This is a genomic window from Gimesia algae, assembly GCF_007746795.1.
Lineage (GTDB): Bacteria > Planctomycetota > Planctomycetia > Planctomycetales > Planctomycetaceae > Gimesia > Gimesia algae.
Genome location: NZ_CP036343.1, coordinates 1312639 through 1337493, shown reverse-complemented (window position 1 = coordinate 1337493; position 24855 = coordinate 1312639). Strand labels below are relative to the sequence as shown.

Sequence of the window (24855 nt, the reverse complement as noted above, 5' to 3'; positions counted from 1 at the left end):
CACGCCTGTTCGAGATTAGGAAAATTTCTGGTTGAGTGCCTGGCCGGTGTAAGATGTTGGATGGGCAGCGACTTCAGCAGGCGTGCCCGTCACTACGATGTGACCTCCTTCTGCTCCTGCCTCTGGTCCCAGGTCAATAATATGATCTGCAGCACGAATCAGATCCAGGTTATGTTCATTCAAAATGATCGAATGGCCGGCTGTCAGCAGGTAATTGAAGCAGTTTAACACATATTGAATATCCAGAGGATGCAGGCCACGCGTCGGTTCATTCATGAGGAACAGCGTTTTATTGCGACTGCTGGTATTCAGGTAAGCGGCCAGTTTTAAACGCTGGCATTCCCCTCCCGAAAGTGTCGGGAGGGGTTGACCCAGTGGCAGATATCCCAGGCCGACATCTTTCAGTTGTTTTAATTTCCTTTGTAATGCCGGCTGGCCTCGAAAAAACGGAAATGCTTCGTCTACTGTCAGTTCCAAAACTTCTGCGATATTCAGTTTGCGATATTTGATCTCCAGCAGCTCCCGCTGATAACGTTTGCCGTGACATTCCTGGCAGTCCATGGTCAAATCTGCGAGAAACTGCAGGTCAATTTCGATTTTACCGGTTCCTTTGCAAACCGGACAGCGGCCCCCTGACTTACTGTTAAAACTGAAATGTCCCGGGGAAAGATTCCGCAGTCGGGCATCAGGCGTTGTGGCGAAAATGGACCGGATTTCGTCAAACAGATTCAGGTACGTTGCCGGGATACTGCGCGGATTCTGTCCCGTCAGAGAGTGGTCCAGCAGGATGACTTCATCGATCTGATCAGCGCCAGACAGTGACTGGCAGCCATAATCAATCGGACTGAATTGGGTCTCAGAAAGTTGTGCAGCGAGCAGGGGAAACAGGGTCTGCTCGATCAGGCTGCTTTTCCCACTGCCACTGATTCCGGTCACAACACAGAGTTGTCGCAGGGGAAATTTCACGGTGATGCTCTGCAAATTATTTTGCGTTGCGTCAGTCAGCGTGATCCATTCTGAAGCTTGACGGTCGGGTTCTGATTTCAGAGACCCGATTTCTGCTGCATTCAGGAATCGGCTGGTGGGCGATCTGTCGCAGGACATCAGCGCTTCCAGAGAACCAGAAAAGACGACTTCTCCCCCTGCCTTGCCTGCTTCCGGACCCAGTTCAATGATCTGCTCTGCAGCGCGAATAAAGGCAGCATCATGTTCGACAATGAGCAGTGTGTTGTTCAACTGTCGTAATTTTTGTAGCACGGAAATGACACGATGGCTGTCGGCGGGGTGTAGTCCTGAGGAAGGTTCATCCAGTACATAAAGGGTGTTGACCAGATTGGATGATAACAGGGAAGTGAGAGCCGTTCTCTGAATTTCACCACTGGAGAGTGTGGAACGTGTTCGATTCAAAGTCAGATAGCCTAATCCCAGTTCGTTCAGCAGAGAGAGTCGTTCCCCGATCTCACGTAACACAGGGGCCAGTGGTTGAGCTTCTGTTGAACCCAGTCCTTCCTTAAATTGTTTCAGCCAGGCAGTGATCTGCTGGATCGGGAGTAGACCGAGCTGGTGGATATTCAGTTCATGGATAAAGACAGCTAACGCAGACGGATTCAGGCGGCTGCCCTGGCAGTGGGGGCAGGATTCTGCAGAACTTATGCTGGATGATTCAGTAATAATTCCTGATCCCCCGCAATGGGAACACGCGCCGCTGGGGCTGAAAAAATTGAAGAGCTGTGGCTCTGGTTGCGCAAATTCCCGCCGGCATTGCGGGCAGAACAGGTCGGTTGAAAAGTCAAATCGAAAAGATTGCTGCTGACCGATTTGAAAGGGAGTTCCGGTTGTCTGTTCTGAGAGAGGTTCCATCACTATCAGGGTTGCCTGACCTGAAGATTCAGTGAAGGCGAATTCCAGACTCTCGAGAATGCGCTGGTCGTCGATTGACCTGGTCGTGAGGCGATCGAGTACAACCAGGATTTCATTTTGTTCGGTATCGAATTCAGACAACGGTACGGTCAGGTCGTCTGCGAGCTGGTACTCTTCGTGATGCAGGATCACGCGATTGAGCCCCTGCTGTTTCAGCTCCTGTATGATTTCCGATAACGATTGCTCTCCCGTCGTGACTGGATAACAGATCTGATAACGTATGCCAGCAGGTAAGGTTTTTATCAATGCCAGCACGCTTTCTGGTGACTGCGGAGAGATCGGAATCTGGCAGTCTGGACAGAAAATCTGGCCGGAAGCGGTAAATAGAAGTCGCAGGTAGTGCTGGATTCCTGATTCAATACCAGCGGTTGATTCCCGGCCTCTGGAGGTAAAGTGACGCTGGCTGGTATTCTGCCTGAGGGCAATTGCCGGGGGGATTTGGGTGATCTGGTCCGCATCCGGTTTGGGAAGCTGATTCAGATACTGTCGCGCAGAGGGAGAGAGGGTTTCCAGATACCGTCTCTGTCCTTCCGCGTAGAGGGTGTCGAAGGCCAGGCTGGTCTTGCCTGAACCGCTGACACCGCAGACCGCAATCAGTTGATTCAGGGGAATATCAAGGTCGATATTTTTCAGGTTATGAACCCGAACTCCACGCACCTGAATGACTGACGAAGGAAGAGGGGAAGCAGTCTCATCTGGCAGGTGTGTGGTCATGTGCTGTCAATTTCAGGCAGCGTCAGACGCGTCCAGATAATTGCTGATCCGGCTTTTGGGGGAAAGGCCGGGGGCAAAATCCTGTTCAGAACGCTCCAGTCGGTATTGCAGGACGTAGGCATCTTCGCCCGCATCTTCGAAGTAGTTTCGCAAAACGGAAACTGCACGGAAATCCATTTTACGGAAGAAGAGCTGGGCTGGCAGGTTCGTTTCCCGAACTTCCAGAGCGATCTCCCGACGGCGCTGCTGAGACAGTTTATCAACTACGCGTTGTACCATCTGTCGTCCGATGCCCTGCTGCCGAAATTCGGGGGCGACGGCAAAGTTGAGTACCTGAATCATCGATTTATGGAGTTCGTAAATCATGAAACCGACGATCTGATGATTATGCTCGGCGACCATGCCGATGCAGTTTCGTTGTCTCAGGCAACTGAGAAAATACTCTTCAGACCAGGTGTATTCAAAGCTTTCTTCTTCAATACGAAGAACTTCTGGCATATCCCGGCGGATCAGCCAGCGAATTTGAACCATCACGTCCTGATTGGGGGGTTGATTGAGACTCATAGTCGCCTTCCTGCTACTGATAAGTGCTTCAATAAGTGCCGGGGGCTGTTGCTATTTTCATCCTGAAATTCTGCATCAGTCCGGAGTTAAGTGAATCGGTAAGGTTTGGATTGGGCGTCGAAACAGGTGATCATGATTGCGGATGTGAATCTAGGATTAGGACGCCTCGAACCGCGAGGTTGATTCGCGAAAGTTATCAGAAGTCGAAATCGGCGCACAGACGAATTTTTGTTTTTTTACCAAAATTGTCAGTGAAAGCTGGCGGTACCGCGCCATCCCCAAAGATATAAACGCAGTGTCAGACTGAGTCTAACATGCTCTGATTCAGGGCAAACAAACGCTTGAAATCTCTCAACCTTTTTTGGGGAGAGGCATCCTTCGTTTGATAAGCAGGTGATTGATGACCTCTTCGATTCCGGTCAAGGCTTGGATGCGTTTGGTAATATCCGGGCATTCGCCGTCAAATTCCAGAACGCCTTTCAGGCAGACTCCTTTTTTGGTGCGATGAACAACCAGCGAGTTCAGGCAAACTTCAGCATCTTCAGTGAGAGCATGCTGAATTTCACATTCCAGGGAATGGGGGGCATTGAATTGCATGGAAGCAGATCGTGCGGCTGTCTTTGTTGGGATACGGTTTGTTTCGTGGGCGAGCATTTCGTTTTTCATTTTATCGTTCCTTTACCACCAGTGGGTTCGGTCCATCCTTCCAGGTTTTGGCGGAGTTGTCCTGTTAAACGCTATCTTAACATTCAAATTTGAAACTTATAGATGAAAAACAAAATTCTTTCTAAATTGTAAAGATGAGGATCAAGTATACCCGTGTAGCTTGCGATTGTGTCATTTTGACGTAGTGATTGTACAAAGAGAATAAGGGATATTATTGATGGTGTAGATGGCTTCCAGGTAATAGGCGACGTGCCCTTTTCCTGGTTTGCTTATTTTTGCTAGATATACATTTTCGTTTCCAGAAATCTCGCTAGAAGTCCATTTTGAATTTCGAAAGTCTTTGTTTTCAGACTGAGCAGTCCATAGTCGTACGTGGTTAGGTTTACTGGAACTGGTCAGTTTCAGTTCAAAGTCTATCGAGTTATCCCAGTCCAATTTCGGGAGTTCTTTACCTGTCGCGGCGTGCACGAAGAAAGCGGCCAGCGTCTGCAGGGCGTATTCTACTCCCTCACCCAGATCGTGACCGGCATTAGGGACCTGGAGAATATATTTGGGACCCACCAGATCAGACCAGTAAAAACGCATGGCATCGACCACCCAATAAGGGTCATTGGTGCCGTTGATTAATAGCTTGGGTAGTTTAAGCTGCTGGCGATATGTGTACGGGTCCATCATCAGGCGCAGGTTCTTTTCCCGTTCCGATTCTTCGCCTTCCACGATCAGTCCTTTACTCGTGTAATCAATAATCTGTTCGCTGTATTTCCCCCAGGTATTGATCTGATGTTTCATCTGATCGCGAAAATTGAGTGTGTCAATCACAATGGGAGCGGTTGCGATAATCCGTTTATCAACAACAGGGGTAAGCCAACTGGTCCAGCCACGTTTTGAGGCTCCGGTGATCACAAAACCGTCGATGACCACATTTCTTTTTTCCCTGGCGATTTCCTGGATGGCGTCCATGGCTTTGACGGCACTTTTAGCCATCGGGAACAGAAGTGGCCAGTTTTCATCTCCCGTTTTCAAATAGCGCAGCCAGGTTTCGGTAATCAGGTCGTCTTCTTTCTTCCCATTAAATAGTGGCTGGTTGGGGACCTGGGTGAGCAATGCGACCCGGGCGCCGGTGGTTTTGGCCAGCAGGAAGGCGGGTTTTAAGCGTTTTTCACTGGGCTGGCCGCCATTGCTGCCGCCCGTCACAAACAACAGCACTTTACTGTTAATTTTCACGATTTCCGGTTCGAAAATATAGAGCCAGTGTTTCCAGGTCATCCCCTGCCAGGTCTGGGAAGTCAGTTCTACCGGATACGCGGTGACACCTTCGTAGGAGAAGGAATCATGGATTTCCCACTTATAAGCTGGTTCCTCGCGTTCAATGTATTTGAAAAACGCGTCAGGAATCTGGCTGGCTGTTGTAGGGCGTGCCGGGATATTCGTATTTTCTGCAGCAGACAAGGTGGTGCAGCTGATGGCCAGGATGAGTGAAGTGAAGATGCGTGGCAACATGGTCTGATTCCAGTTATCGTAAGTAGAAAGAATTGAATACTGTCCCCGGGTTGAAGGCATGACCGTTTTCGGGGGCCAAATTGGATAATCAGTTTGAAAGCCTGGAAGGTTATTTGGTGGTGAGTTCAATGACTCCCAGGTCCACTGGTTTTCCTGGCTCAACGGTGAATGTGATTTCCGATTTTTCAGGTTTACTGTAGCGTTTTTTCAGCTTGTCAGGACCTCCATAACTTCGCGAGATGACGTCCATTTTTCCCCAGAGGAACGTCAGGGCATATTTACCTTCAGGCATCCCATCACCCGTAGTGTAGGTTGCGATTTCGAAGCTCCCATCATTGGCTGTCTGGCATCCTGAAATCGTCGGATGTTCGGTATCAATTTCATCTTGTTTGTGACACATGACTTTGATGGGGGAGCCCGGTTCTTTACCATCAACGGTGACTTTTCCTGTCACGGGGAAAGTCTCTTTGGTATAGGGTTCTTCTGCACTACCACAGCTAAAGGATGTCATGGGGAGCAGAGTGAAACATAGAAGATTCAATAGTTTCATGGATTGATCTCAGGAAAATAGAGGGTGAGAAGCAAGTAGAATTTTATCTTCCTCCCGGAGCGATTGTGCCTGCTTCAGCTGGAAGATTTTCTGATGAATGAAGATAAATGCAATGGACTGTGTCCCGTTTAACTGTAGCGTCTCTCCAGAGCTATTAGGATCGAATATAATAGATTGAGAGACGCTATGGTTAAATGTGATGCGCTCTAAAATTCACCGAGCGTTTCACCACCTGCTCTGGTAGTCAGACTTGCCAGGGTATATGCACCAATGTTGGCACTGATAAAGCGAACTGATCCATCACCCAGCAGGAAATGAGCACCACCCACGTGAAAGCTTAAAAAGCCCGCGCTGCGTCCATTTGTGCAGTTTATCGCACAGGGGCCACCTCCGCCGCCATCTGTTCCGTCGCGAAGTGAACCCTGGTACCAGTGCTCGCCGTTTAAGAGATCTCCCCAGCCTCCACCGTTAGTGGGGCCATAGGCAGATGATAATGCCGAATTCTTGGTTGTGCCGCTATAGATATTTGTTCCGCCTACTCTCTCTCCTAATAGTATTGTGTTGGAAGATCCATCCAGAATATCACGCATTCTGGTAATCGTATCGCCTGGCACATTATTCAACATGCCGGATCGACTACTGGCAGCAGGATGACCGGTGTAAGCAATCGTCGAATAGTTACCACGCACACCCAGTGCCGGACAATAATCGGAGCGGGCTGCGGTATAGGTGAGAGGGAAACCGGCGGTGGCGAGGTCATAGTCATGTTTCGTCGCTTCAGGTGCCGAGGGGCACATAAAGACTGGCAGTGGTGTAGCGATCACGGTCAAGTTCTGTGCGACTGCCGGGATGGCTGCCAGTTCATTAAACGCAGGGTAGGATGAATTCCACTGGTTATAGAGATTTGCCTGGTCAAGGTTAGGCAGCAGCATGATGCCGTAGACGCCCGCTTTGGGGTTGGTAGGATTTGAGGAATCAACAAACCACGCAAACGGAAAGCAGTTGTGTGTATCGTGGTAATTGTGAAAGGCCAGCCCAAGCTGCTTCAGATTGTTCTTGCAGGTGGAGCGTCGGGCCGCTTCCCTGGCCTGTTGAACGGCGGGAAGCAATAGTGCGATCAGTATGGCAATGATAGCGATGACAACAAGTAATTCGATCAGAGTGAAGCCTTTTTTGAGGCGCGAGTTCAATTTCATCTTCTCTCCTTTAATACATCGGAATAAGTTGGCTGAGATGGGATAATTAGCGTAAGAATACTTCTCCGTTTGACAGGTAAAGTGAATTAACTCCTTTTGTAGAAGTTCCAAATTTTGAGCAAGAGTTTGCTGCTTTGAATTTTTAAAACCACTAGCCAGACAGGCCGCAGGTTTTCTTAACTCAAGTCGTATTAGAGATGTTACGTTTAACAACTGAGCTACTATCAGGATACCGCGGCTGTTTTAGGGAATCCATAGGATTGTGTATTAAATAGGTAAAAATACCAATTTTAATTTCTGGTAATAATGGAGTGAAATTGGAGTGAATACCTGGATGGAATCGGTCTTAGATGATTGCCCTGGCCGCCGGTGAGATTTAGGTTTTCCGTTTTGATTGACTCTTTGAAGGATTCTTTCGCTGATGGTTGAGCAAGGTGGCGGATTGAGTCGCGTGCCGAAGTGGCTTCTGTGGTGTGGTTTGTGTAATAATTACAAGGTGGCTTCTGTAGATCTGTTTTTTTGGATTTCCTGGGTTGACCTGAATCAAAGAATTACGAGAATGCTCCCCACCTTAAGACATTACAAATTCTGAACAAATCCATTTCACATTCCTTTGCCTGTTCGGGCTTCCCGGGTTTATTCACCACGTTATCACGTCGATCAAGTTTCCTACCGTCATCTATTCTTTAACCTAATGGTTTTTCCTGGAATGCATGGTTCTTACCTCACATCCATGTCATCTTCGTCAATCAGCTTGTCACCTGGGACGATTGCCATCAGTCTTCGATCACTGATTCCCTCTGCAAGCTTTGTTGATTGTGCTGACGTTTGTGTAACTTCGGTACACTCAGACAGTCGCTGTTGTCAGTCAGGTGATTTGTTTGCCGTCGTGAGCGGTACCAAAGAATGTGCAGAAGGATATATTCCCGAAGCGATTCAAAAAGGTGCGAAAGCAATTTTAACGGAACGCCCATTGACCGGGTTGCGGGTGCCACAATGTATTGTACCGGATGTGCGTAAGGTGTATGCCCTGCTTTGTTCTGAGTTGGCGGGGCGTCCCACACGGCATCTGGAAACAGTAGGAGTAACGGGGACCAATGGGAAAACCACTGTCAGTTGGCTGATTCGATCGATCCTGCAGAACTCCGGCAGGAGAACGGGACTTTCCGGTACGGTCGAATATCACGACAGCATTTCCTCTCGGCCTGCATCACTTACCACGCCGGATGCGAATGAGCTTTCTCAATTGCTGGCTGAAATGGTTTGCAGAAAAGCCACACATGCGGTGATGGAAGTTTCCAGTCACGCGCTCGACCAGAGTCGTCTGGCTGGAACAGATCTGTCCGTGGGTGTGGTCACGAACGTGACGCAGGATCATTTTGACTACCATCAGAACTTTGAAAATTATGCTGCCTGCAAAGCTCGATTGATTCAGCACGTGAAACAGGAAGGCACAGTGATCCTGAACTGGGATGATCCTACCTGTCGTTCTATTGCAGGCGAAGTGAAAACCTCTCAGACGCTGTTGACGTATGCCTTGGAGGAAGAGGCTGATGTGGTAGCCCGAAATCTACAGGAATCAACGGAGGGTGCGGAGTTTGAGGTTCAGCACAACGGGGAGACTGTCCCGGTGAGAACTTCGCTGATCGGAACGCATAATATTTCCAATTGTCTGGCGGCTGCCGCTGCCTGTCTCAGCCTGGGAGTCTCTTTATCTGAAATTGCAGTGGGAATCGAACAGCTTGCGACGGTGCCTGGTAGAATGGAAAGAGTGGCCTGTGGGCAGTCTTTCACAGTGCTCATTGATTATGCTCATACAGATGATGCCTTGAGCCATGTCATACGTTCCGCTAAGCGACTCTGTTCTCAACGTGTATTTTGTGTGTTTGGTGCCGGCGGAGATCGTGATACAGCAAAACGCAGTCTCCTGGGGCTGGCTGGATGTGAAGCTGATCGCGTCATCATTACCAGTGATAATCCCCGCAGTGAAGATCCAGCGCAGATTATCAGAGCGATTGCCGAGGGGTGCCGGATCAGAGGTATTTCCCCTGAGCAGATTATTGATCGACGGGAAGCCATTCATTATGCCCTGGCAGAGGCCCGTGCTGGTGATCTGGTGCTCATCGCCGGCAAAGGTCATGAAAGCGAACAGATTATCGGCGATCAGGTCATTCCCTTCAGTGATCGGCTGGTGGTAGAAAATTTCTTCCGAAATAGAAATCAACGCATCGAAAACTCACAGAAGGTGCCCGCATAACAGAATTGTCAGCAGTTATTTTTTCCCTGTTTTAGAAAATGCAAAAGACTAATGGATCGTATCTCAATCAACAAAATTAGCCAGGTGATTCAGAGGGGGGCAACACGCCCGCTTCACGAACTGGCTGACGTTGCCGGGATTTCGATTGATTCGCGCACTACGCAAGTGAATGATCTGTTCTTTGCCATTCAGGGGCAGCGGCTGGATGGGCATCTGTTTGTCAACCAGGCTCTGGCGCGAGGGGCAGCAGCCTGTGTTGTGAAACGAGGGGAAGTGACAGATCCCGGTTCACAGGTACTGCTTGAGGTCGAAGATGTTAATCACGCGTTGCTGCAGTTCGCCCGCTGGTACCGGGAGCAGCAGGCGGCGCAGGTAATTGGTGTCACAGGCAGTGTCGGAAAAACAACAACACGGTCGATGATTTATACCGCATTGTCATCCAGTCTGTCAGGGGTTCAAAGCCCTGCAAACTTCAATAATGAGTTCGGCGTGCCATTAAGTATCGCCGGGATCGAAACGTCTCATCAGTTTGCGGTTCTGGAGCTGGCCGCATCGCATGTGGGAGAAATTCGAGAACTGGCTGAGGTTGTAAAACCTCAAATGGGTGTGATTACCGGCATCGGTCACTCCCATCTGGCGCATTTTGGAACACTGCAACAGACGGCTGAAACTAAAGGGGCCTTGTTCGAGCAGTTGCCCGCAGCGGGCCTGGCTGTCGTCTGTGGCGATGACTCGTTTGCCGACTATCTGGCTTCCCGAACCATTGCCAGAACAGTGCGGGTGGGGCTGGCAGAAAATAATGATTTACAGGCTGTCTCGATTGAGCAGGACCAGCAGGGACTTTCGTTTCGGGTGAATTGTCAGCAGTATCTGTTGCCGGTCGTGGGGCGACATTTCATCAATGCTGCATTGGCAGCGATTGCTGTGGCCCGGGAATGGGGAATCTCTGAAAGCGATGTGTCTGAGAGTCTGCGGAACTATTCTACTGTCCCGGGACGCTGTCATCGAACACAGATAGGCGACTGGACGGTGATTGATGATACCTATAATGCCAGTCCTGACTCCATGCGAGCGGCGTGCCAGGTGTTGCGCGACTATGCCGGTACAGGTAAACGCATCATGGTCATGGGAGATATGCTGGAGTTGGGGCCGGAAACAGAACATTATCACCGGGAGATGGGGACGCTGGTTTCCGAATCAGGCGTTGATCTTCTGTTTGTCTGTGGCGGACAGGCAGAGTCGGTGGCGCAGGGAGCCAGGTCTGCCGGGATGTCTGAAAATCAAATTACCACTGCTGCTGATGTGGAACTGCTGGCACAGGATGTGACAGATCACCTTGAGCCGGGAGACGTTGTGTTAGTGAAAGGATCTCGCGGGATGCGGATGGAGCGTTTGATGTTGCATCTTCAGCAGATTGTTTCAGACAGGGAAACAACAGGAGCGACGAAAATATCATGTGTCTAAACTTGTGATTTCACCATATGCTTCGGGTTTGCGGGAATCCAGAGCGCGTCCGCTTCGGCGGACAAATCAGCGTCGGAAATTGTGATTACTTGGGTCGATCACTCCTCTGCTGTATTATGGTGAAATCATTTCCGGACGTCGGGATTGGGGTCTCGGCGTCCGGACCTTCTATTTTGTAGCGTTAGAACGAGACTGAAATGGTCTCACGGTCTCTGAACTTTTGAGGCGAAACAGGAAAACTGATCTGGTTCAGATTGTTAGACTGTGTCCAGTTTTACTGTAGCGTCTCCAGGTCTATTTGGACCGAGTATAATAGATCGAGAGACGCTATAGTTAAATGTGATGCGCTCTAGTTGCGAGTAAATTACTGCATGATCATCTGGCTGGTGAAGACATTTTCTCCTCTCCTGGAGCAACTCGAAGTACTTTCGACGGGTGACTCCCGCGTGTTTCTGACGGCGCGGATGGCATTGGCCAGTCTGTCCTCCTTCCTGATCGCGATTTTGCTGGGACCGCTGGCAATCCGCTGGCTGGAGAAACGCTTTCGCGAACGGGTCGACAGTGATTCCGAAAAGCTGAATGAAATTCATGCCTCCAAGAATGCGACTCCCACAATGGGAGGCATCTTCATTGTGGGTGCCATTCTGATCTCAGGTCTGCTCTGGGCTGATCTCTCGAATCGCTATGTCCAGTTGGGCTTGTTGACGGCTGCCGGTTTTGCGCTGCTGGGTGCCTACGATGACTGGATCAAACTCAGCACCACCCGGAACGGATTAAAGCCTCGTCAGAAACTCGTCGTTCAACTGATTTTTTCGACTGTGATCGGGACCGCTTTGTACTTCAATCATCACAGCGTGCCTGCCGGGCTGGATTTGATCATGCCTGTGACCCGCATGGTCTGTTCCCTGGGACTGTTCTTTATTCCCTGGTCGATGTTTGTGATGACGGGCAGTTCGAATGCGGTGAACCTGACAGATGGTCTGGATGGTCTGGCCAGTGGTTGTATGGTGTTTGCCGGATCTGCCTTCGCCGGATTGACCTATCTGGCAGGACACAAAGTGATGGCGGAATATCTGCAGGTGCCCTTCATCCCGGGGGCGGGTGAGTTGAGTATTCTGCTGGGAGCGACTGTGGGCGCTGTACTGGGCTTCTTATGGTTTAACTGTTATCCCGCCCAGGTTTTCATGGGGGATACGGGCTCGTTGCCTCTGGGCGCGCTGCTGGGGTTTTCCTCGCTGGTGATCCGTCAGGAAGCTTTACTGGTCATTGCCGGTGGCGTGTTCGTTGTGGAAACTTTAAGCGTGATCATTCAGGTGTTCTGGTACCGCCGGACCGGAGTGCGCGTGCTGGCCTGCAGTCCGCTGCATAATCATTTTCTGTTCAAAGGCCAGCATGAGATGAAGATTGTGGTCCGCTTCTGGATCTGCTCCGCCTTACTGGCCATCATAGCGATCTCCAGTCTGAAGATTGCTACTTGAGTTGAATGGTTGCGGCTGGAATTCCGTTCGTGCCGTTTCTGTTGATCAGTGGAAATAGCAGAGCTGGGAAAAGGCCTGTTAGCGCGGTTTTGTCAGCTGGTTCGTATCCGCGCTGATTGTTTCTAAATCGTGATTTCGCATAGGGCTTACCGTTCAGGGCGGATCCTTTTTGAAGTCGATTTCATAGATATGTATTCTTCATTATCAATGCGGGTTTATCGATGAAGTCATCATTGCCAATCGATTCTCAGCCGGAGCACGATCGCAGTCTGTTCATTTCGATGGCCTGTGCGCTGCTCGGGATCGGAGTGTTGATGGTACATAGCGCCAGCATCACATCCTGGCCGACCGAATTCGAGCAGGTTTATTTATCGAAACACTTGATTTTTCTGGCGATCGCGGCTTGTGTGGCATCGAGCGCTTCGTATCTCCCGGCCCGGTTCTGGTATGACCGTGCTCCCCTGCTTTTCTGGGGTACTGTTGTGTTGCTGATTCTGGTGTTGATTCCGGGCATCGGAACACGGGTGAATGGTGCGCAGCGCTGGTTGCGGTTTGGTTCAGTTTCCCTGCAGCCTTCGGAGCTGGCAAAAATTGCGCTCCCGCTGCTGACGGTGCGGTTGATGGTGCAGCGTCGCTCTTCTGTCAAACACTGGTTCAGAGGAACCGTACCGTTACTGATTCCGCTGGCGATTATTATCCCCCTGGTGATTAAACAACCCGATCTGGGCACAACCCTGTTTCTGGCAGGGGGCGTCATGATTGCTCTCTTTCTGGGGGGATGGCCGATTCGAAACTTTGTCATCGGTCTGTTGTGTGCCTTGCCTGCGGTGGTGATGCTGGTCGCTTTACGTCCTTATCAATTGAAACGGATCAGCGGATTCCTCGATACCTGGACCAACTGGGAATCTGCCCCCTATCAGTTGAAACAGTCTCTGATGGCTTTGGGGACAGGCGGTATTTCCGGATCCGGACTGGGAAAAGGGGCGCAAAAATTAAGCTTTCTCCCGGAAGCGAATACTGATTTTGTGTTTTCCGTCGCCGGTGAAGAACTGGGGTTAATTGGCACTCTCGCGATTGTCGGGTTATGGGTGGGTCTGTTTCTGGCAGGATTGAACATTATTCGATCGCAGAAACAGAATTCCTATGCCTATGTGGTCAGTCTGACATTACTGCTGCAGCTGGTGTTTCAGGCCATTCTTAATGTGGCCGTGGTGACCGCCATGGTGCCTCCCAAAGGGATTTCGCATCCCTTAATCAGTTATGGCGGTACGAACCTGATGGTCAGCCTGCTGTCGCTGGGAATGATTATCAGCCTGACACGGTCAGCGGCAGATGAGGATCTCGTGATTGATCCGGAGCTCGATCAGAATGATGAGCCACTCTTGAATGAAGTGGTCGCTCTGGCTGAGGAGAAGACACCGTTGGAGGTGGATTCTCCGGAAGAGTGCGAGGATGAAGAGTGCGAGGATGAAGAGTGCGAGGATGAAGAGTGCGAGGATGAAGAGTGCGAGGATGAAGAGTGCGAAGATGAAGAGTGCGAAGATGAAGAGTGCGAAGATGAAGAGTGCGAGGATGAAGAGTGCGAAGATGAAGAGTGCGAAGATGAAGAGTGCGAGGATGAAGAGTGCGAGGATGAAGAAGATCTCGAATCAGAAGAGAAATCTTAGCTGGGATTTGAGGAGGGATGTTTCTATGCTGTGAGGACGCGTATCCGTTTGATCCATTCACTCTCGGCAGGTAATTCCGTTACATTATGTCCCATTCGATTCTCAACGGCAAATCGATTGTTTTTGCAGGTGGTGGCACTGGTGGCCATTTACTTCCCGGCATGGCGGTCGCAGCGGAACTGGTTTCGCGTGGGGGCTGTCAAATCAGTTTTGTGGGGACCAACCGGTCTATCGAGCAACAGATCATTGCTCGGTCCGGATACCAGCATATCGACCTGCCCACCTATCCATTGAAAGCGATGTTCCGGAACCCATTTCGCTTTATCGTGAATCATTCCCGGGCTTATTGGAAGGGGCGATCCTTTTTAAGGGAGACTAAGCCTGCGCTGGTGATTGGGCTGGGAGGTATGGCGAGTGTGCCTGTCATTCTGGAAGCTTCCCGCTTAAGGCTGCCCATCGTGCTGTTGGAACAGAATATTGTCTGTGGGAAAGCCAATCACTTTTTACTGGGGCGAGCCGACGTGATCTGCAGTTCCTTTCCCGGTACGATCTGGAACAGTACCCAGGTTGATGCAGGTCAGAAGCCGCGTGTTATAGTGACAGGTAATCCGGTGCGAACGGAGATCCGGAAACTGGCTGAATCAGCGACGGATACCACTTCAAGCAGTGAAGATGACGAGTTCGTGATCCTGGTGCTGGGAGGCAGCCAGGGGGCTGTCTCGGTGAATTCTGCTGTGATTGACATGCTTAAACTGTCTCAGGATCAGCTTCACGAAACGATTCGGATCGTCCATCAGGCTGGGGAAAAAGATTTCTCTCGTGTAGAAAAGGTTTACGCAGGGCTCGTGGATGTCATTCCTGGTTTGAAAGTGACGGTTCAGCCCTTCTTCGATGATCTTTCAGACTGGTATGCCCGTGCCAACCTCGTCATTTCCCGTGCGGGGGCAACGACTCTCGCAGAACTGGCCTGTGCAGGGTGCCCCACGATTCTCATTCCCTATCCGGGGTCAGTGAATGAGCATCAGTTACTGAATGCCCAGTATTTTGAACAGTCTGGTGCTGCCGTGGTTGTAGAGCAGAGTCCCGATCCTCAACAAACGGCAAGTCTTTTGAAGGAAGCGTTTTTCAAGTTGAGGTTCGATGAGGAACAACGAAATCAAATGGCGACCAGCATGCGGCAACTCGCTTTTCCGGAAGCGGCCCGCCAGGTGACTGATGAAATTATTGCCTTGATCCGTGGTTGAATTGTATCGGCAGGTGTATGTACGACCACTTTGTGGTTCCGTCGAAATGTCGTTTGACAGTGCAACTGACGGGAATGTGCTTTTTTTCCGGCTGCTTTTTCTGGTTTTAATGAAACCTCAAAGTCTGATGATTCACGAACCAGAGCCGATTTGTTACCTTTTCCCATTCACTGATTCACTGACTAAACAGGAATCGATTCGTCAGCCGCAAAGGATTGATGCGACCGCCGATCAGTGAGATCAGTAGATTGACCATATCATTTGCAGAGAAACGGAGAGAAGAAGTGTCGCTCATTGTCCAGAAGTTTGGTGGAACGAGTGTAGCAGATACCAGCAAGATCGTCGCTGCAGCCCGTCGGGCAACCGAAACGCAGCAGGCAGGGCATCAGGTTGTGATGGTCGTCAGTGCGCGAGGCAAAAAAACAGACGAACTGGTCGGGCTGGCAGCGGAAATTACGGACCACCCTACTCCGCGCGAGATGGACATGCTGCTCTCGACGGGAGAACAGGAATCAGTGGCTTTGATGGCGATGGCCTTGCATAAGCTGGGAGTCGAAGCGATCAGTCTGACAGGATCTCAGATTGGCGTCGTTACCGATTCTTCTCATACCAAGGCCCGGATTATTTCGATCTCCACCGAGCGGATGCGATCTGCTTTGAATGCAGGCAAAATTGTGATCGCTGCGGGATTTCAGGGGCGGGATAAAGACTGGAATATCACAACGCTGGGACGTGGAGGCAGTGATACGACAGCGACGGCACTGGCTGCCGTACTGGATGCGGACATGTGTGAAATTTATACAGACGTGGAAGGTGTGTTTACCACCGATCCCCGCATTGTTCCGGAAGCACACAAAATTGACAGCATTTCCTATGATGAAATGCTCGAACTGGCCAGCCTGGGGGCAGGTGTCATGCATTCCCGGTCCATTGAATTCGCGAAAAAGTACAAGGTGCCTTTGAAAGTACGTCCCTCATTTTCCGATGGTGAAGGAACACTGATTGCAGTCCAACCTCTGGCAGATGCCCCCGTTGTTACCGGGGTGGCTTTTGTACGCGATGAAGTACGTGTGAGTCTGACTGATATCCCTGACGAACCGGGAATTATGGGGAGTATCTTCACACGGATGGCGGAGCGAAAGATCTGCCTGGACATGATCGTACAGGATGTGGGAACAGCGGGTCTGGCACGCGTTTCCTTTACCGTTCCCCAGTCCGATCTGGCGGAAACATTGACGGCTGCTACTGAAGCCATCGAGGCAATCGGAGCCGGAAAAATTCAACATGGCACCAATCTATCCAAGGTTTCGATTGTGGGCTGCGGAATGCGAAACAATTATGGAGTGGCCAGCCGCATGTTTGCCATTCTGGCTGAAGCCGATATCAATGTCGGCATGATTACGACGAGTGAAATTAAGCTGACGGTGCTCGTCAACCGCGATCAGTGTGAAAAAGCGGTCCAGGTGATTCATGATGGCTTCGAACTGGATCAGCTCTCCAGTTATGCGTTTGCGACCAATGAAAAGCTGTCTAATGGCAAGCAGACGGGCGAGTCAGCTCAGGAACTGACCTCACTGGAGCAGGATATTATTAATCAGCTGTCTCACATGGAGGACATTGTGGTCAGCGAAGTATTACTGGATCAGAGCCAGTCCCGCGTCACTGTCAGAAATCTGCCTGATAATCCCGGCATCTGTTCGCGACTGTTCTCAGTTGTTGCCGAAGGGGGTGTCTCGGTCGATATGATTGTACAGAACATGGGAGAAGACGAGCAGGCGCATCTGTCATTCACGGTTCCACGGACTTCTCTGGAAAAAAGTCTGGGACTGGTGACACCCCTGCTGGAAGAATGGGGCGAAGCCGAGTTGAGTCACGAGGCAGAAATTGCCAAGTTGTCGGTCGTCGGGATTGGTTTACGCAGCCATACGGGTGTAGGACAGTCCATGTTTAGTGCCCTGGCCGAACTGGGCATCAACATTCAGATGATCAACACCAGCGAAACCCGGATCAGTGCCGTCGTGGATCATGAACAGGGGGAACCGGCTTACCGCGGACTGTTGCAGAAATTCCACCTGGGCTAGTGCTTTGTCAAGCTACAAATTGAGGGTTGGGAGGTGTTGTTTACGTGCTCCGTTGTCGTACTCTCGTGATATCTATCAACTCAAATTTTAAAAATGACACTCCACTAGACTGTGTCCAGTTTTACGGTAGCGTCTCCAAGGCCTTTGGACCGAGTATAATAGTTTGAGAGACGTTATGGTTATCTGTGATGCGCTCTAAATTACCTCACGCTTCCTCAGTTAATGCAGACTCCAGGATCTGAGAAAGCTGTGCTGAGAATCTGCTCCGAGGCATCACTTCGGTACAGCCTGCCGCCCGCGCTGCTGCGAGTTTTTCGACATCCACATGCGGGCCAAAGGCGATGCTGATCAGAGCGGGATGCTCCTGATGGATCGTTTTCAACTGGTCCCAGTTTAATGAAGGCTGATTCAAGTCTACTAGCAGGACCTGGCGGAGTGAATCGTCCACTTGTGCTGCTGCCTGACGTGTGCTGAGAACCGTACAGAAGGAGTACTCCAATTGTCTGGCGGCTCCAGTAATCTGACTCGAAAACATGATGTCCGAGCAGAGGACGAGTACCTGGGAGGCTGGGTTTGGCATAATGGATTTTCAGGTATTTTCAGATTATGGAACGATGGAAATGCACGTGCTGCCATTCTCCATCCTGTTTCTGCCAGATACGGGTTTCTTCACAGGCGGCACTGGAATCATGCCCATGTTCATCGATTGCCTGCACAACGCGGACATAAGTGATGAGGGCAACTTCTCCCATAATGGAGACCATGGGGGAACTGATGGTCGACTGTCGAGGCCTGCCTGTGGGATTCATGTTAAAATAAAAACGATGGAAATCCATCCCTGTAATCAGGTGGCCTCTGGCTTCTGGTTCAAAGGCGGTCAGTTCTTCATCACAGAGACTGGTATAGGTGTTCCAGTCTTTATGGTCGATCGAATCAAGTAGTTGTTTACTGAGTTTTAACAACTCTTGTACGTCGTTATCAGCCATGATTACGTCTTTCAGAAATGGATCAATGGAGTTTACTTCTGATCCATTTTATCCGTTAGTTCAATCTCTGGAAATTGAATGGTCTTTTTATTTTGTGAAGTATTCAGTTCTGGTACATACTCATCAATGGTTGCCGTTTCGCTCGATTTCGTCTGATTCTCAGGCAATGGAATGTCCAAAGATCGAATATCATCAGAGACTGCAGTCAGGGTATTCTCCGGTAAGATCCCTTCCAGGGTTTTGAGATTGATCGTCGAGCCGACATCGACAAACTGCTGCGGATCGTAGTCGACTCGAAAATTAACGTCTGCAATCGACAGCAGGCAACCGGGGATGAGCTTGGTGTCCCGTTTCGGAGTCAGTCTCTGGCCATCAATGAACGTGCCATTTGAGCTGCCCAGGTCATGGACCAGGGCCACTGACCCGGTCAGGACGATTTTACAGTGGTGGCGACTGACCAGGTCGGATTTCAGCTTGATATCACAGTCAGCTGATCTTCCGATCAAAGTCGTTTTTGTGAGGGTCATGATTTTAGCTTTGGGGGACGTACTTTGCACACTCAAACGAATTTTCATGACTCTACCATACACGTAAGAAAACCCGCCGAAGGAAGGCTTCGGCGGGAGATTTGTGGATCATCGAATTTATTATAGGACTCCTGCTGTCGCAAGTCTATGCGGCTGCAGAGTCATCGTTCGGGAAAAGATGTTCAGTACCCTGGATGATTTCCGGAGTGACAACATATTTCTTGCCGGCTTCCTGTTCGGGAAGTTCGTACATGATATCAAACATGGCCTGTTCGATAACACTGCGTAACCCACGCGCTCCCGTATTTTTCTTCTGAGCGATGCGGGCGATTTCGTGCAGCGCACCATCTGTGAATTCGAGTTCGGCCTTTTCCATTTCAAAGAACTTCTGAAACTGTCTGACCAGAGAATTCTTGGGTTCGGTCAGAACACGTACGAGGTCTCCTTCGCCGAGCTGGCAAAGGGAAGAGAGTACGGGCAGTCGTCCCAGCAGTTCCGGAATCAGACCGAATTCCAGCACGTCATCAACGGATGCCTGTGCCAGCAGGTCATTTTTAGACTGTTCCTGTACTTTCTTCTGCTGGTTATTCTGCCCGAAGCCGATTGTTTTTCGGCCCAGTCGTTTCCCGACAATATCTTCCAGTCCCACAAAGGTACCGCCACAGATAAAGAGGATGTTGCTGGTGTCGAGCTGAATATACTGCTGTTCGGGATGCTTGCGTCCCCCTTGCGGCGGCACATTGGCTACGGTCCCTTCCAGCATTTTCAGCAAGGCCTGCTGAACGCCTTCTCCGGAAACATCCCGGGTAATGGAGACGTTCTGGCTGGTTTTGCCAATCTTGTCAATTTCGTCGATGAATAAAATGCCGCGTTGGGCTGCTTCGACATCGAAATCGGCTGCATGTAACAGTTTGAGTAACAGGTTTTCCACATCTTCACCCACATAACCGGCTTCGGTTAACGTGGTGGCATCCCCGATGGCAAAAGGGACCTGCAGGTAGCGAGCCAGGCTTTTTGCCAGCAGAGTCTTACCAGATCCGGTAGGACCAATCAGCATGATGTTTGATTTATCCAGTTCAACGTCCGAGCCCTCTTCCTCAGAGTGCATCAGTCGTTTGTAGTGATTGTGAACGGCAACCGCCATCACTTTTTTGGCCCGTTCCTGACCAATCACGTACTCATTCAGGTGTGTTACAATTTCCCGTGGAGTGGGAACATTCTTAAACAGTTTTTTGGTGGTTCCTCTGCGTCGATGCTCCTGTTCCAGAATGGACTGGCAAACTTCAATACATTCGCCACAGATATACGCGTTGTCGGGTCCCTCTACCAGGGGCCCCACTTCACGATAGCTTTTTCTGCAGAAAGAACAGTTCGCGTTTTTCTTCCCAGAAGAATTACGTTTTCCAGAGGTGATATCTCGTCCGGTGGGCATAGCTTCCCTTCAACGGTGTCAACTAAATTATGGCGATCAACGTCCAGTGAGTTTTGATTCTGCCTCCGTGCAAATCACTCGATAGGTAAAAATAACTTTTGAAATGGATTCCTGATAAGAATCGATATTGATTACAAAGAGGCAGTTATCGGAAAAAAAAGTGATCAATTTCTTTTTGCATTAAGAAGAGCCGCTGACAGCTATACCTGGTCTGACTGATTGTTAATGTCAGCCTGATCAGAATTTGCGTCAACGGCGTCCTTATCCAGACCCTGTTTGGCTGGAGCAACGAGTCGCTTTTTGATGGATCGGAATTCGTCGTCGGAAAGGTCACCTTCTCGCCGCATTTCTGCGAATTGCATAAGTAATTCACGGGCATCCACATGACGATCCTCATTTTCCCGAAAACGTCCTACGACCCATACGATCAGCCAAATCAAAAAACTGACAATCAAGACTGCCAGGATCCATTCAACGAGATGATCGCCCAGGAGATCCTTGAACAGCTTTTGTTTATCAGCCTGTTTTCCCAGAGTTAAAAAATAAAAAATCACTTCAATTCCGGCAGTGAGCAAAGTCTTCCTGCCTATCCTAAATACTAACTGCAAAATCCCATGCAGGTTCAATGGCCTGCGACTGGGGTCCCCATGCTTAAATGAGCAGACTGTCGTTTATTATTAGGGACAAGTCTGAACGAGACAAGTCTTATCGAATCTCAGGTCAGTATCCAGTATAGGCGAGAATCAGCATTTCATGCGCCAAAAATGGTCAATTTACGACAAGAAACAGAAATAGGATTGCTGGGAATAAGGGAGTGTCTCAAGGCTCATACGCTGTTCAGTCACGAAATACCCTGCTTTTTCAGTGCAAATCGTGTGGTTGAATCAGGGGCAGGCAAAACAATCAGATTTTTCCAGCTCTGATCGTTGTTCAGCTCCGAATTCTGCCAGTCCCCGAGGAATTCAGGCTGAAGCGTAAGAATTACATTGTCGAACTTACCGTAAGTATAATGCGATTTGTGATTTGACTGATTTCCACTCCCATGGGATCATAGTATGATTCTGGAATTCAGACCATTGTTTTAGCGTAATCGAAACAGAGGAAAACTGCCCGTCGTGTCAGCAGAACTCTCGATCGCATCACATTTAACCATAGCGTCTCTTGATCTATGATACTCACTCCCAATGGACCTGGAGACGCGACAGTAAAACTGGACACAGTCTAGCATTGCATCCTGAACGATTCACTTTTATGATCGACTTTTTAAATCAGTCATCAATTGCAATTGCAGACTCGGCTGGCAGAACGTCAAGCCGGGGTTTTTATACAGACCGATAGAATTTGAGGATTATGAATGGACTTTGAGAAACGTCTTCAGCATGCCATCAATAAAGGGCGTGCCGCCAAAGATGAAGAAATACGGCAGGAAGTCGGAAAAAAAATGTCTGAGGAGGAGTTTCGGAATCTTCATTTGAAATATCGCCTGGAACTGACCGATCACATCGACAGCTGCCTGAAAAAACTGGCCGATCATTTTCCCGGATTTCAGTTCAATACCCTGATGGGGGAAGACGGCTGGGGTTCGAAAATTACACGTGATGATGTCAGCCTGAATTCCGGGAAACAGGCGCGGACGCTCTACAGCCGCCTGGAAATGATTGTCAGGCCCTTCACGGAAACTCATATCGTCGAACTGGTTGCGAAAGCCACGATTCGAAACAAGGAAATCTATAACCGATCTCATTATCAGTTTATCGCGGAAGCTGATATGCAGTCTTTTCAGGAACTGATGGACCTTTGGATCCTGGAATTTGCCGAGCAGTTTTCATTTCAAGGCTGATCAGTATTTTCCCCTCACAAATCCCCCCTAGTTAAGGTAAACAGCAGATGAGTCGTCATTCGGATTTAACGCAGGTTCTTGATCGTGGTGCTGTCGCAATCATTCGTGCCCCGTCTGGAGAGTTACTGGTTGATGTATCCAAAGCGATTTATGCTGGCGGACTGGATGTGATCGAAGTCACGTTTACCGTGCCGGGAGTACTCGACATTCTGGCCCAGGTAAAACGGGAACTGGGAGATAAGATTCTGTTAGGGGCCGGAACCGTGCTGGATACGGAAACCGCCCGTGCGGCAATTCTTGCCGGTGCGGAGTTCATTGTGACTCCCACCGTGAATACCGATGTCATCGAATTGTGTAACCGGTATGACAAGCTGATCATGACGGGGGCCTTTACTCCGACAGAAGTATTAACGGCCTGGGAAGCGGGCGCGGATATTATTAAAGTCTTTCCTGCCTTTGTGGGTGGCCCCGCTTATTTGAAAGCGCTGCATGGTCCCCTGCCCCAGATTCCATTGATGCCAACCGGAGGCGTTGACCTGGAAACCCTGCCCGCTTATCTGAAAGCGGGCGCCTGTGCTGTGGGACTGGGAAGTTCACTGGTCACAAAGCAAATGGTTGAATCGGGTGATCTGGATGGCATTCAGAAGCTGACCGCTGAGTATATGGGTAAAATTGCAGAGCTGCGCAAAGGGTGAAGGTCACGTCTGTAGCCGAGCGCTTTCTTTCATCGATCGTTAGCCTGTGTCCAGTTTGATTGTCGCCTCTCCGGGGGTCATGCGGGGCGAATATCCTGGATTGAGAGACGCTATGGTTAAATGCGATTCGCTCTATAATTCCTCGCGTTTTCTCTTGTTGCGCTTCTGTTTTAACCCGAAAGATCGTCTCAAGTCATACGAACCGAATTGACGATATGCGTAGATAGTCAATCTTCGGTTTACCAGTGCGCGTATTCCCCTGTGCAGCGTTTGATTCATTTAAGATAAGTCTCGAGAGACTGCCAGGGATCTTGGTACATGTTTTGTATCCGGTGAATTGACTGTTAGTAAAATTCACACCATCTCAGGAGGGACTCCAGGCCGGGATCACAAGAGAAAGTGTTCTTCAGGCAGGGAGGTGCATTGGCATGAGACTATTTACATTACTGGTAGTCAGTTGCTTGTTTTGGGGATTTCAATCGAATTCCGCATCGGCTGCTACTTCGGCTCCCGTATATACCAGTAAAACCCAGTTTCGCATTCCCTACCATTACGATCAGGCTGAAATTGATCGGCTTGGCGCGCGGGAAATCAGGCTTTATGTTTCCACAGACCGTGGTGTGACCTGGAATCATCAGCAGTCCGTTTCACCTTCGACGCGCAAATTTCCCTTTGAAGCAACACAGGATGGAGAGTACTGGTTCTCGGTTCGGACACTGGATTCCCAAAACCAGCTGCATCCGTCCGGACGGGTGTTTGAACCTGGTTTACGGGTCGTGATTGATACGACGCCTCCGCAACTGGATCTGGATCTGCGGCAGATTTCTCCGGGCAAAGTTCAACTGATCTGGAATGCAGAAGACAAGAACCTGGATCCGACCAAACTGGTTCTGGAATATGCCCAGAATGGGAGCCAGAACTGGCAGCGGGTGATCGTCGCTCCTCACGGGAAAGGTCAGACAACCTGGTCCATTTCGCAAGGTGGTGTGGTCGCAGTGCGGGGCGTGATTAAAGACCGCGCTGATAATACAGGCAGCAGCCAGAAACAGCTTCGGGTCGTAGCCGCCGCCAGTCGCACGATTCCCAAACCCAAACAGGATCTTCCCGACTTTAATCAGCCCATTGCTCAGGGAACGATGCCTGACAATAATTTGACACGAACCGAGCCGGGGACTCTGGCACCTTATTCTGGTGACAACACGACTCCCCAGGCCGCACAACCTCATAGTATTGACTCGCAGACACCGCTGGCAAATCGTCAGCTGCCCAGCGTCTTTCCTCAACAAAAGCGATTGGAACAGGACAATCCGGGAATGCAATCCGGTCAGGGGCAGGTCAAGAATCATTTTGTTACCGATGATCCGGAGAAGCGTCCGAATTACGCTAAAAATCGCTATCCACAGTCGCCTACACAAAACTGGGCTGCTGAACGCAAGCAGGTGTTGAATGGGAGTCAATTCCAGATTGGATTCGAAGTTGATGAAGTCGGGCCTTCAGGTGTTGGCGCTGTAGAGCTCTATATCACAGAGGATAATGGCCAGAAGTGGTATAAATATGGCGAAGACCCGGACAAAAAGAGTCCCTTCCATGTCGAAGTACCCCATGATGGTATCTACGGTTTTTCCTTACGAGTGCGAAGTGGCGTTGGCCTGGCTGATGCATTACCCAAGTCTGGTGAGAAGCCCGATGTGGTGATTGTGGTTGACCGGACGGCACCTGCTCTGAAATTGAATCCGGTTGTTCAGGGACTGGGTGGAGAAGCCAATAAGGTGACGATCTCCTGGGCCATGAGTGATCAGAATCCCGCTGAGAAACCGATTGCCATCAATTTTTCAACACAACCGGGGGGCCCCTGGGAGCCCATCGTTGGCTGGCAGGAAGATGGGGGGCGGTTTACCTGGTCTGTTCGACCAGGCAATCCTTCGAAGTTTTATCTCCAGGTGATTGCCCGCGATGCTGCAGGCAATGTTTCACAGGAGGTCACACCACAGCCGATTATCCTGGATTTGACCAAGCCATCCGGAAGAATCGTTGATGTGGAAGTGTTGAGCAAAGCTGCTCCCTATTAAGTCTG

20 protein-coding genes are annotated in these 24855 nt (G+C 50.0%); 9 read left to right on the top strand and 11 right to left on the bottom strand.

All coding sequences use genetic code 11. From position 1 onward, the window contains the following. Positions 1-15: 15 nt before the first annotated feature. From Pan161_RS04995 to Pan161_RS04970, 6 genes are all read right to left on the bottom strand, one after another. Positions 16-2634, bottom strand: a complete 2619-nt coding sequence (locus Pan161_RS04995; RefSeq protein WP_145224603.1) for an excinuclease ABC subunit UvrA — start codon at positions 2632-2634, stop codon at positions 16-18. Between the two features lie 12 nt (positions 2635-2646). Beyond that, positions 2647-3198 (bottom strand): ribosomal protein S18-alanine N-acetyltransferase, encoded by a 552-nt coding sequence (gene rimI, locus Pan161_RS04990; protein WP_145224601.1) that lies wholly within the window; start codon positions 3196-3198, stop codon positions 2647-2649. A gap of 351 nt (positions 3199-3549) precedes the next feature. Further along, the gene (locus tag Pan161_RS04985; RefSeq protein WP_145224599.1) at positions 3550-3864 is read right to left on the bottom strand and encodes a hypothetical protein; all 315 of its coding nucleotides are present in this window, start codon (positions 3862-3864) and stop codon (positions 3550-3552) included. 171 nt (positions 3865-4035) lie between these two features. Further along, positions 4036-5424 carry a PhoPQ-activated pathogenicity-related family protein gene (locus tag Pan161_RS04980; RefSeq protein WP_145224597.1) on the bottom strand — a complete coding sequence of 463 codons (1389 nt, stop codon included), beginning with the start codon at positions 5422-5424 and terminating at the stop codon, positions 4036-4038. A 49-nt stretch (positions 5425-5473) separates the two neighbouring features. Next, positions 5474-5914, bottom strand: coding sequence for a hypothetical protein (locus Pan161_RS04975; protein ID WP_145224595.1), 441 nt, complete (start codon positions 5912-5914; stop codon positions 5474-5476). Positions 5915-6120: 206 nt separating this feature from the next. Beyond that, entirely contained in the window at positions 6121-7110 is a 990-nt protein-coding gene (locus tag Pan161_RS04970) for a DUF1559 domain-containing protein (RefSeq protein WP_145224593.1), read from the bottom strand. Between the two features lie 694 nt (positions 7111-7804). Here Pan161_RS04970 and Pan161_RS04965 point away from each other — a divergent pair. The 6 genes from Pan161_RS04965 to Pan161_RS04940 all read left to right on the top strand — a co-directional run bounded on the left by Pan161_RS04965 (position 7805) and on the right by Pan161_RS04940 (position 17301). Next, positions 7805-9367 carry a UDP-N-acetylmuramoyl-L-alanyl-D-glutamate--2,6-diaminopimelate ligase gene (locus Pan161_RS04965; protein ID WP_145224591.1) on the top strand — a complete coding sequence of 521 codons (1563 nt, stop codon included), beginning with the start codon at positions 7805-7807 and terminating at the stop codon, positions 9365-9367. Between the two features lie 51 nt (positions 9368-9418). Further along, entirely contained in the window at positions 9419-10831 is a 1413-nt protein-coding gene (locus Pan161_RS04960) for a UDP-N-acetylmuramoyl-tripeptide--D-alanyl-D-alanine ligase (protein WP_145224589.1), read from the top strand. A gap of 371 nt (positions 10832-11202) precedes the next feature. After that, a complete protein-coding gene (gene mraY, locus Pan161_RS04955; protein ID WP_197995700.1) occupies positions 11203-12309 on the top strand; it encodes a phospho-N-acetylmuramoyl-pentapeptide-transferase in 1107 nt (368 codons plus the stop codon). Between the two features lie 221 nt (positions 12310-12530). Further along, positions 12531-13976: an FtsW/RodA/SpoVE family cell cycle protein gene (locus tag Pan161_RS04950; protein ID WP_145224587.1), complete on the top strand. Its 1446-nt coding sequence runs from the start codon at positions 12531-12533 to the stop codon at positions 13974-13976. An 86-nt stretch (positions 13977-14062) separates the two neighbouring features. Further along, the gene (gene murG, locus Pan161_RS04945) at positions 14063-15220 is read left to right on the top strand and encodes an undecaprenyldiphospho-muramoylpentapeptide beta-N-acetylglucosaminyltransferase (RefSeq protein WP_145224585.1); all 1158 of its coding nucleotides are present in this window, start codon (positions 14063-14065) and stop codon (positions 15218-15220) included. A 284-nt stretch (positions 15221-15504) separates the two neighbouring features. After that, positions 15505-17301 carry an aspartate kinase gene (locus Pan161_RS04940; protein ID WP_145224583.1) on the top strand — a complete coding sequence of 599 codons (1797 nt, stop codon included), beginning with the start codon at positions 15505-15507 and terminating at the stop codon, positions 17299-17301. Positions 17302-17506: 205 nt separating this feature from the next. On the opposite strand, the gene Pan161_RS04935 is transcribed toward Pan161_RS04940, so the two are convergent. From Pan161_RS04935 to Pan161_RS04915, 5 genes are all read right to left on the bottom strand, one after another. After that, entirely contained in the window at positions 17507-17881 is a 375-nt protein-coding gene (locus tag Pan161_RS04935) for a hypothetical protein (protein ID WP_145224581.1), read from the bottom strand. Between the two features lie 19 nt (positions 17882-17900). Further along, a complete protein-coding gene (locus Pan161_RS04930; RefSeq protein ID WP_145224580.1) occupies positions 17901-18287 on the bottom strand; it encodes a DUF4440 domain-containing protein in 387 nt (128 codons plus the stop codon). A 32-nt stretch (positions 18288-18319) separates the two neighbouring features. Further along, on the bottom strand, positions 18320-18862 hold the full coding sequence (locus Pan161_RS04925; protein WP_145224578.1) for an FHA domain-containing protein: 543 nt from the start codon (positions 18860-18862) through the stop codon (positions 18320-18322). Between the two features lie 97 nt (positions 18863-18959). Further along, positions 18960-20246 (bottom strand): ATP-dependent Clp protease ATP-binding subunit ClpX, encoded by a 1287-nt coding sequence (clpX, locus tag Pan161_RS04920; RefSeq protein ID WP_145224576.1) that lies wholly within the window; start codon positions 20244-20246, stop codon positions 18960-18962. Positions 20247-20446: 200 nt separating this feature from the next. Further along, the gene (locus tag Pan161_RS04915; protein ID WP_145224574.1) at positions 20447-20800 is read right to left on the bottom strand and encodes a hypothetical protein; all 354 of its coding nucleotides are present in this window, start codon (positions 20798-20800) and stop codon (positions 20447-20449) included. Between the two features lie 800 nt (positions 20801-21600). On the opposite strand from Pan161_RS04915, the gene Pan161_RS04910 reads away from it, so the two are divergent. From Pan161_RS04910 to Pan161_RS04900, 3 genes are all read left to right on the top strand, one after another. Continuing rightward, positions 21601-22086, top strand: coding sequence for a hypothetical protein (locus Pan161_RS04910; protein WP_145224573.1), 486 nt, complete (start codon positions 21601-21603; stop codon positions 22084-22086). 47 nt (positions 22087-22133) lie between these two features. Further along, entirely contained in the window at positions 22134-22781 is a 648-nt protein-coding gene (locus tag Pan161_RS04905) for a bifunctional 4-hydroxy-2-oxoglutarate aldolase/2-dehydro-3-deoxy-phosphogluconate aldolase (RefSeq protein WP_145224570.1), read from the top strand. A 428-nt stretch (positions 22782-23209) separates the two neighbouring features. Continuing rightward, complete coding sequence (locus tag Pan161_RS04900; RefSeq protein ID WP_145224568.1) at positions 23210-24850, top strand: hypothetical protein; 1641 nt, start codon at positions 23210-23212, stop codon at positions 24848-24850. The last annotated feature ends 5 nt before the right edge of the window (positions 24851-24855 follow it).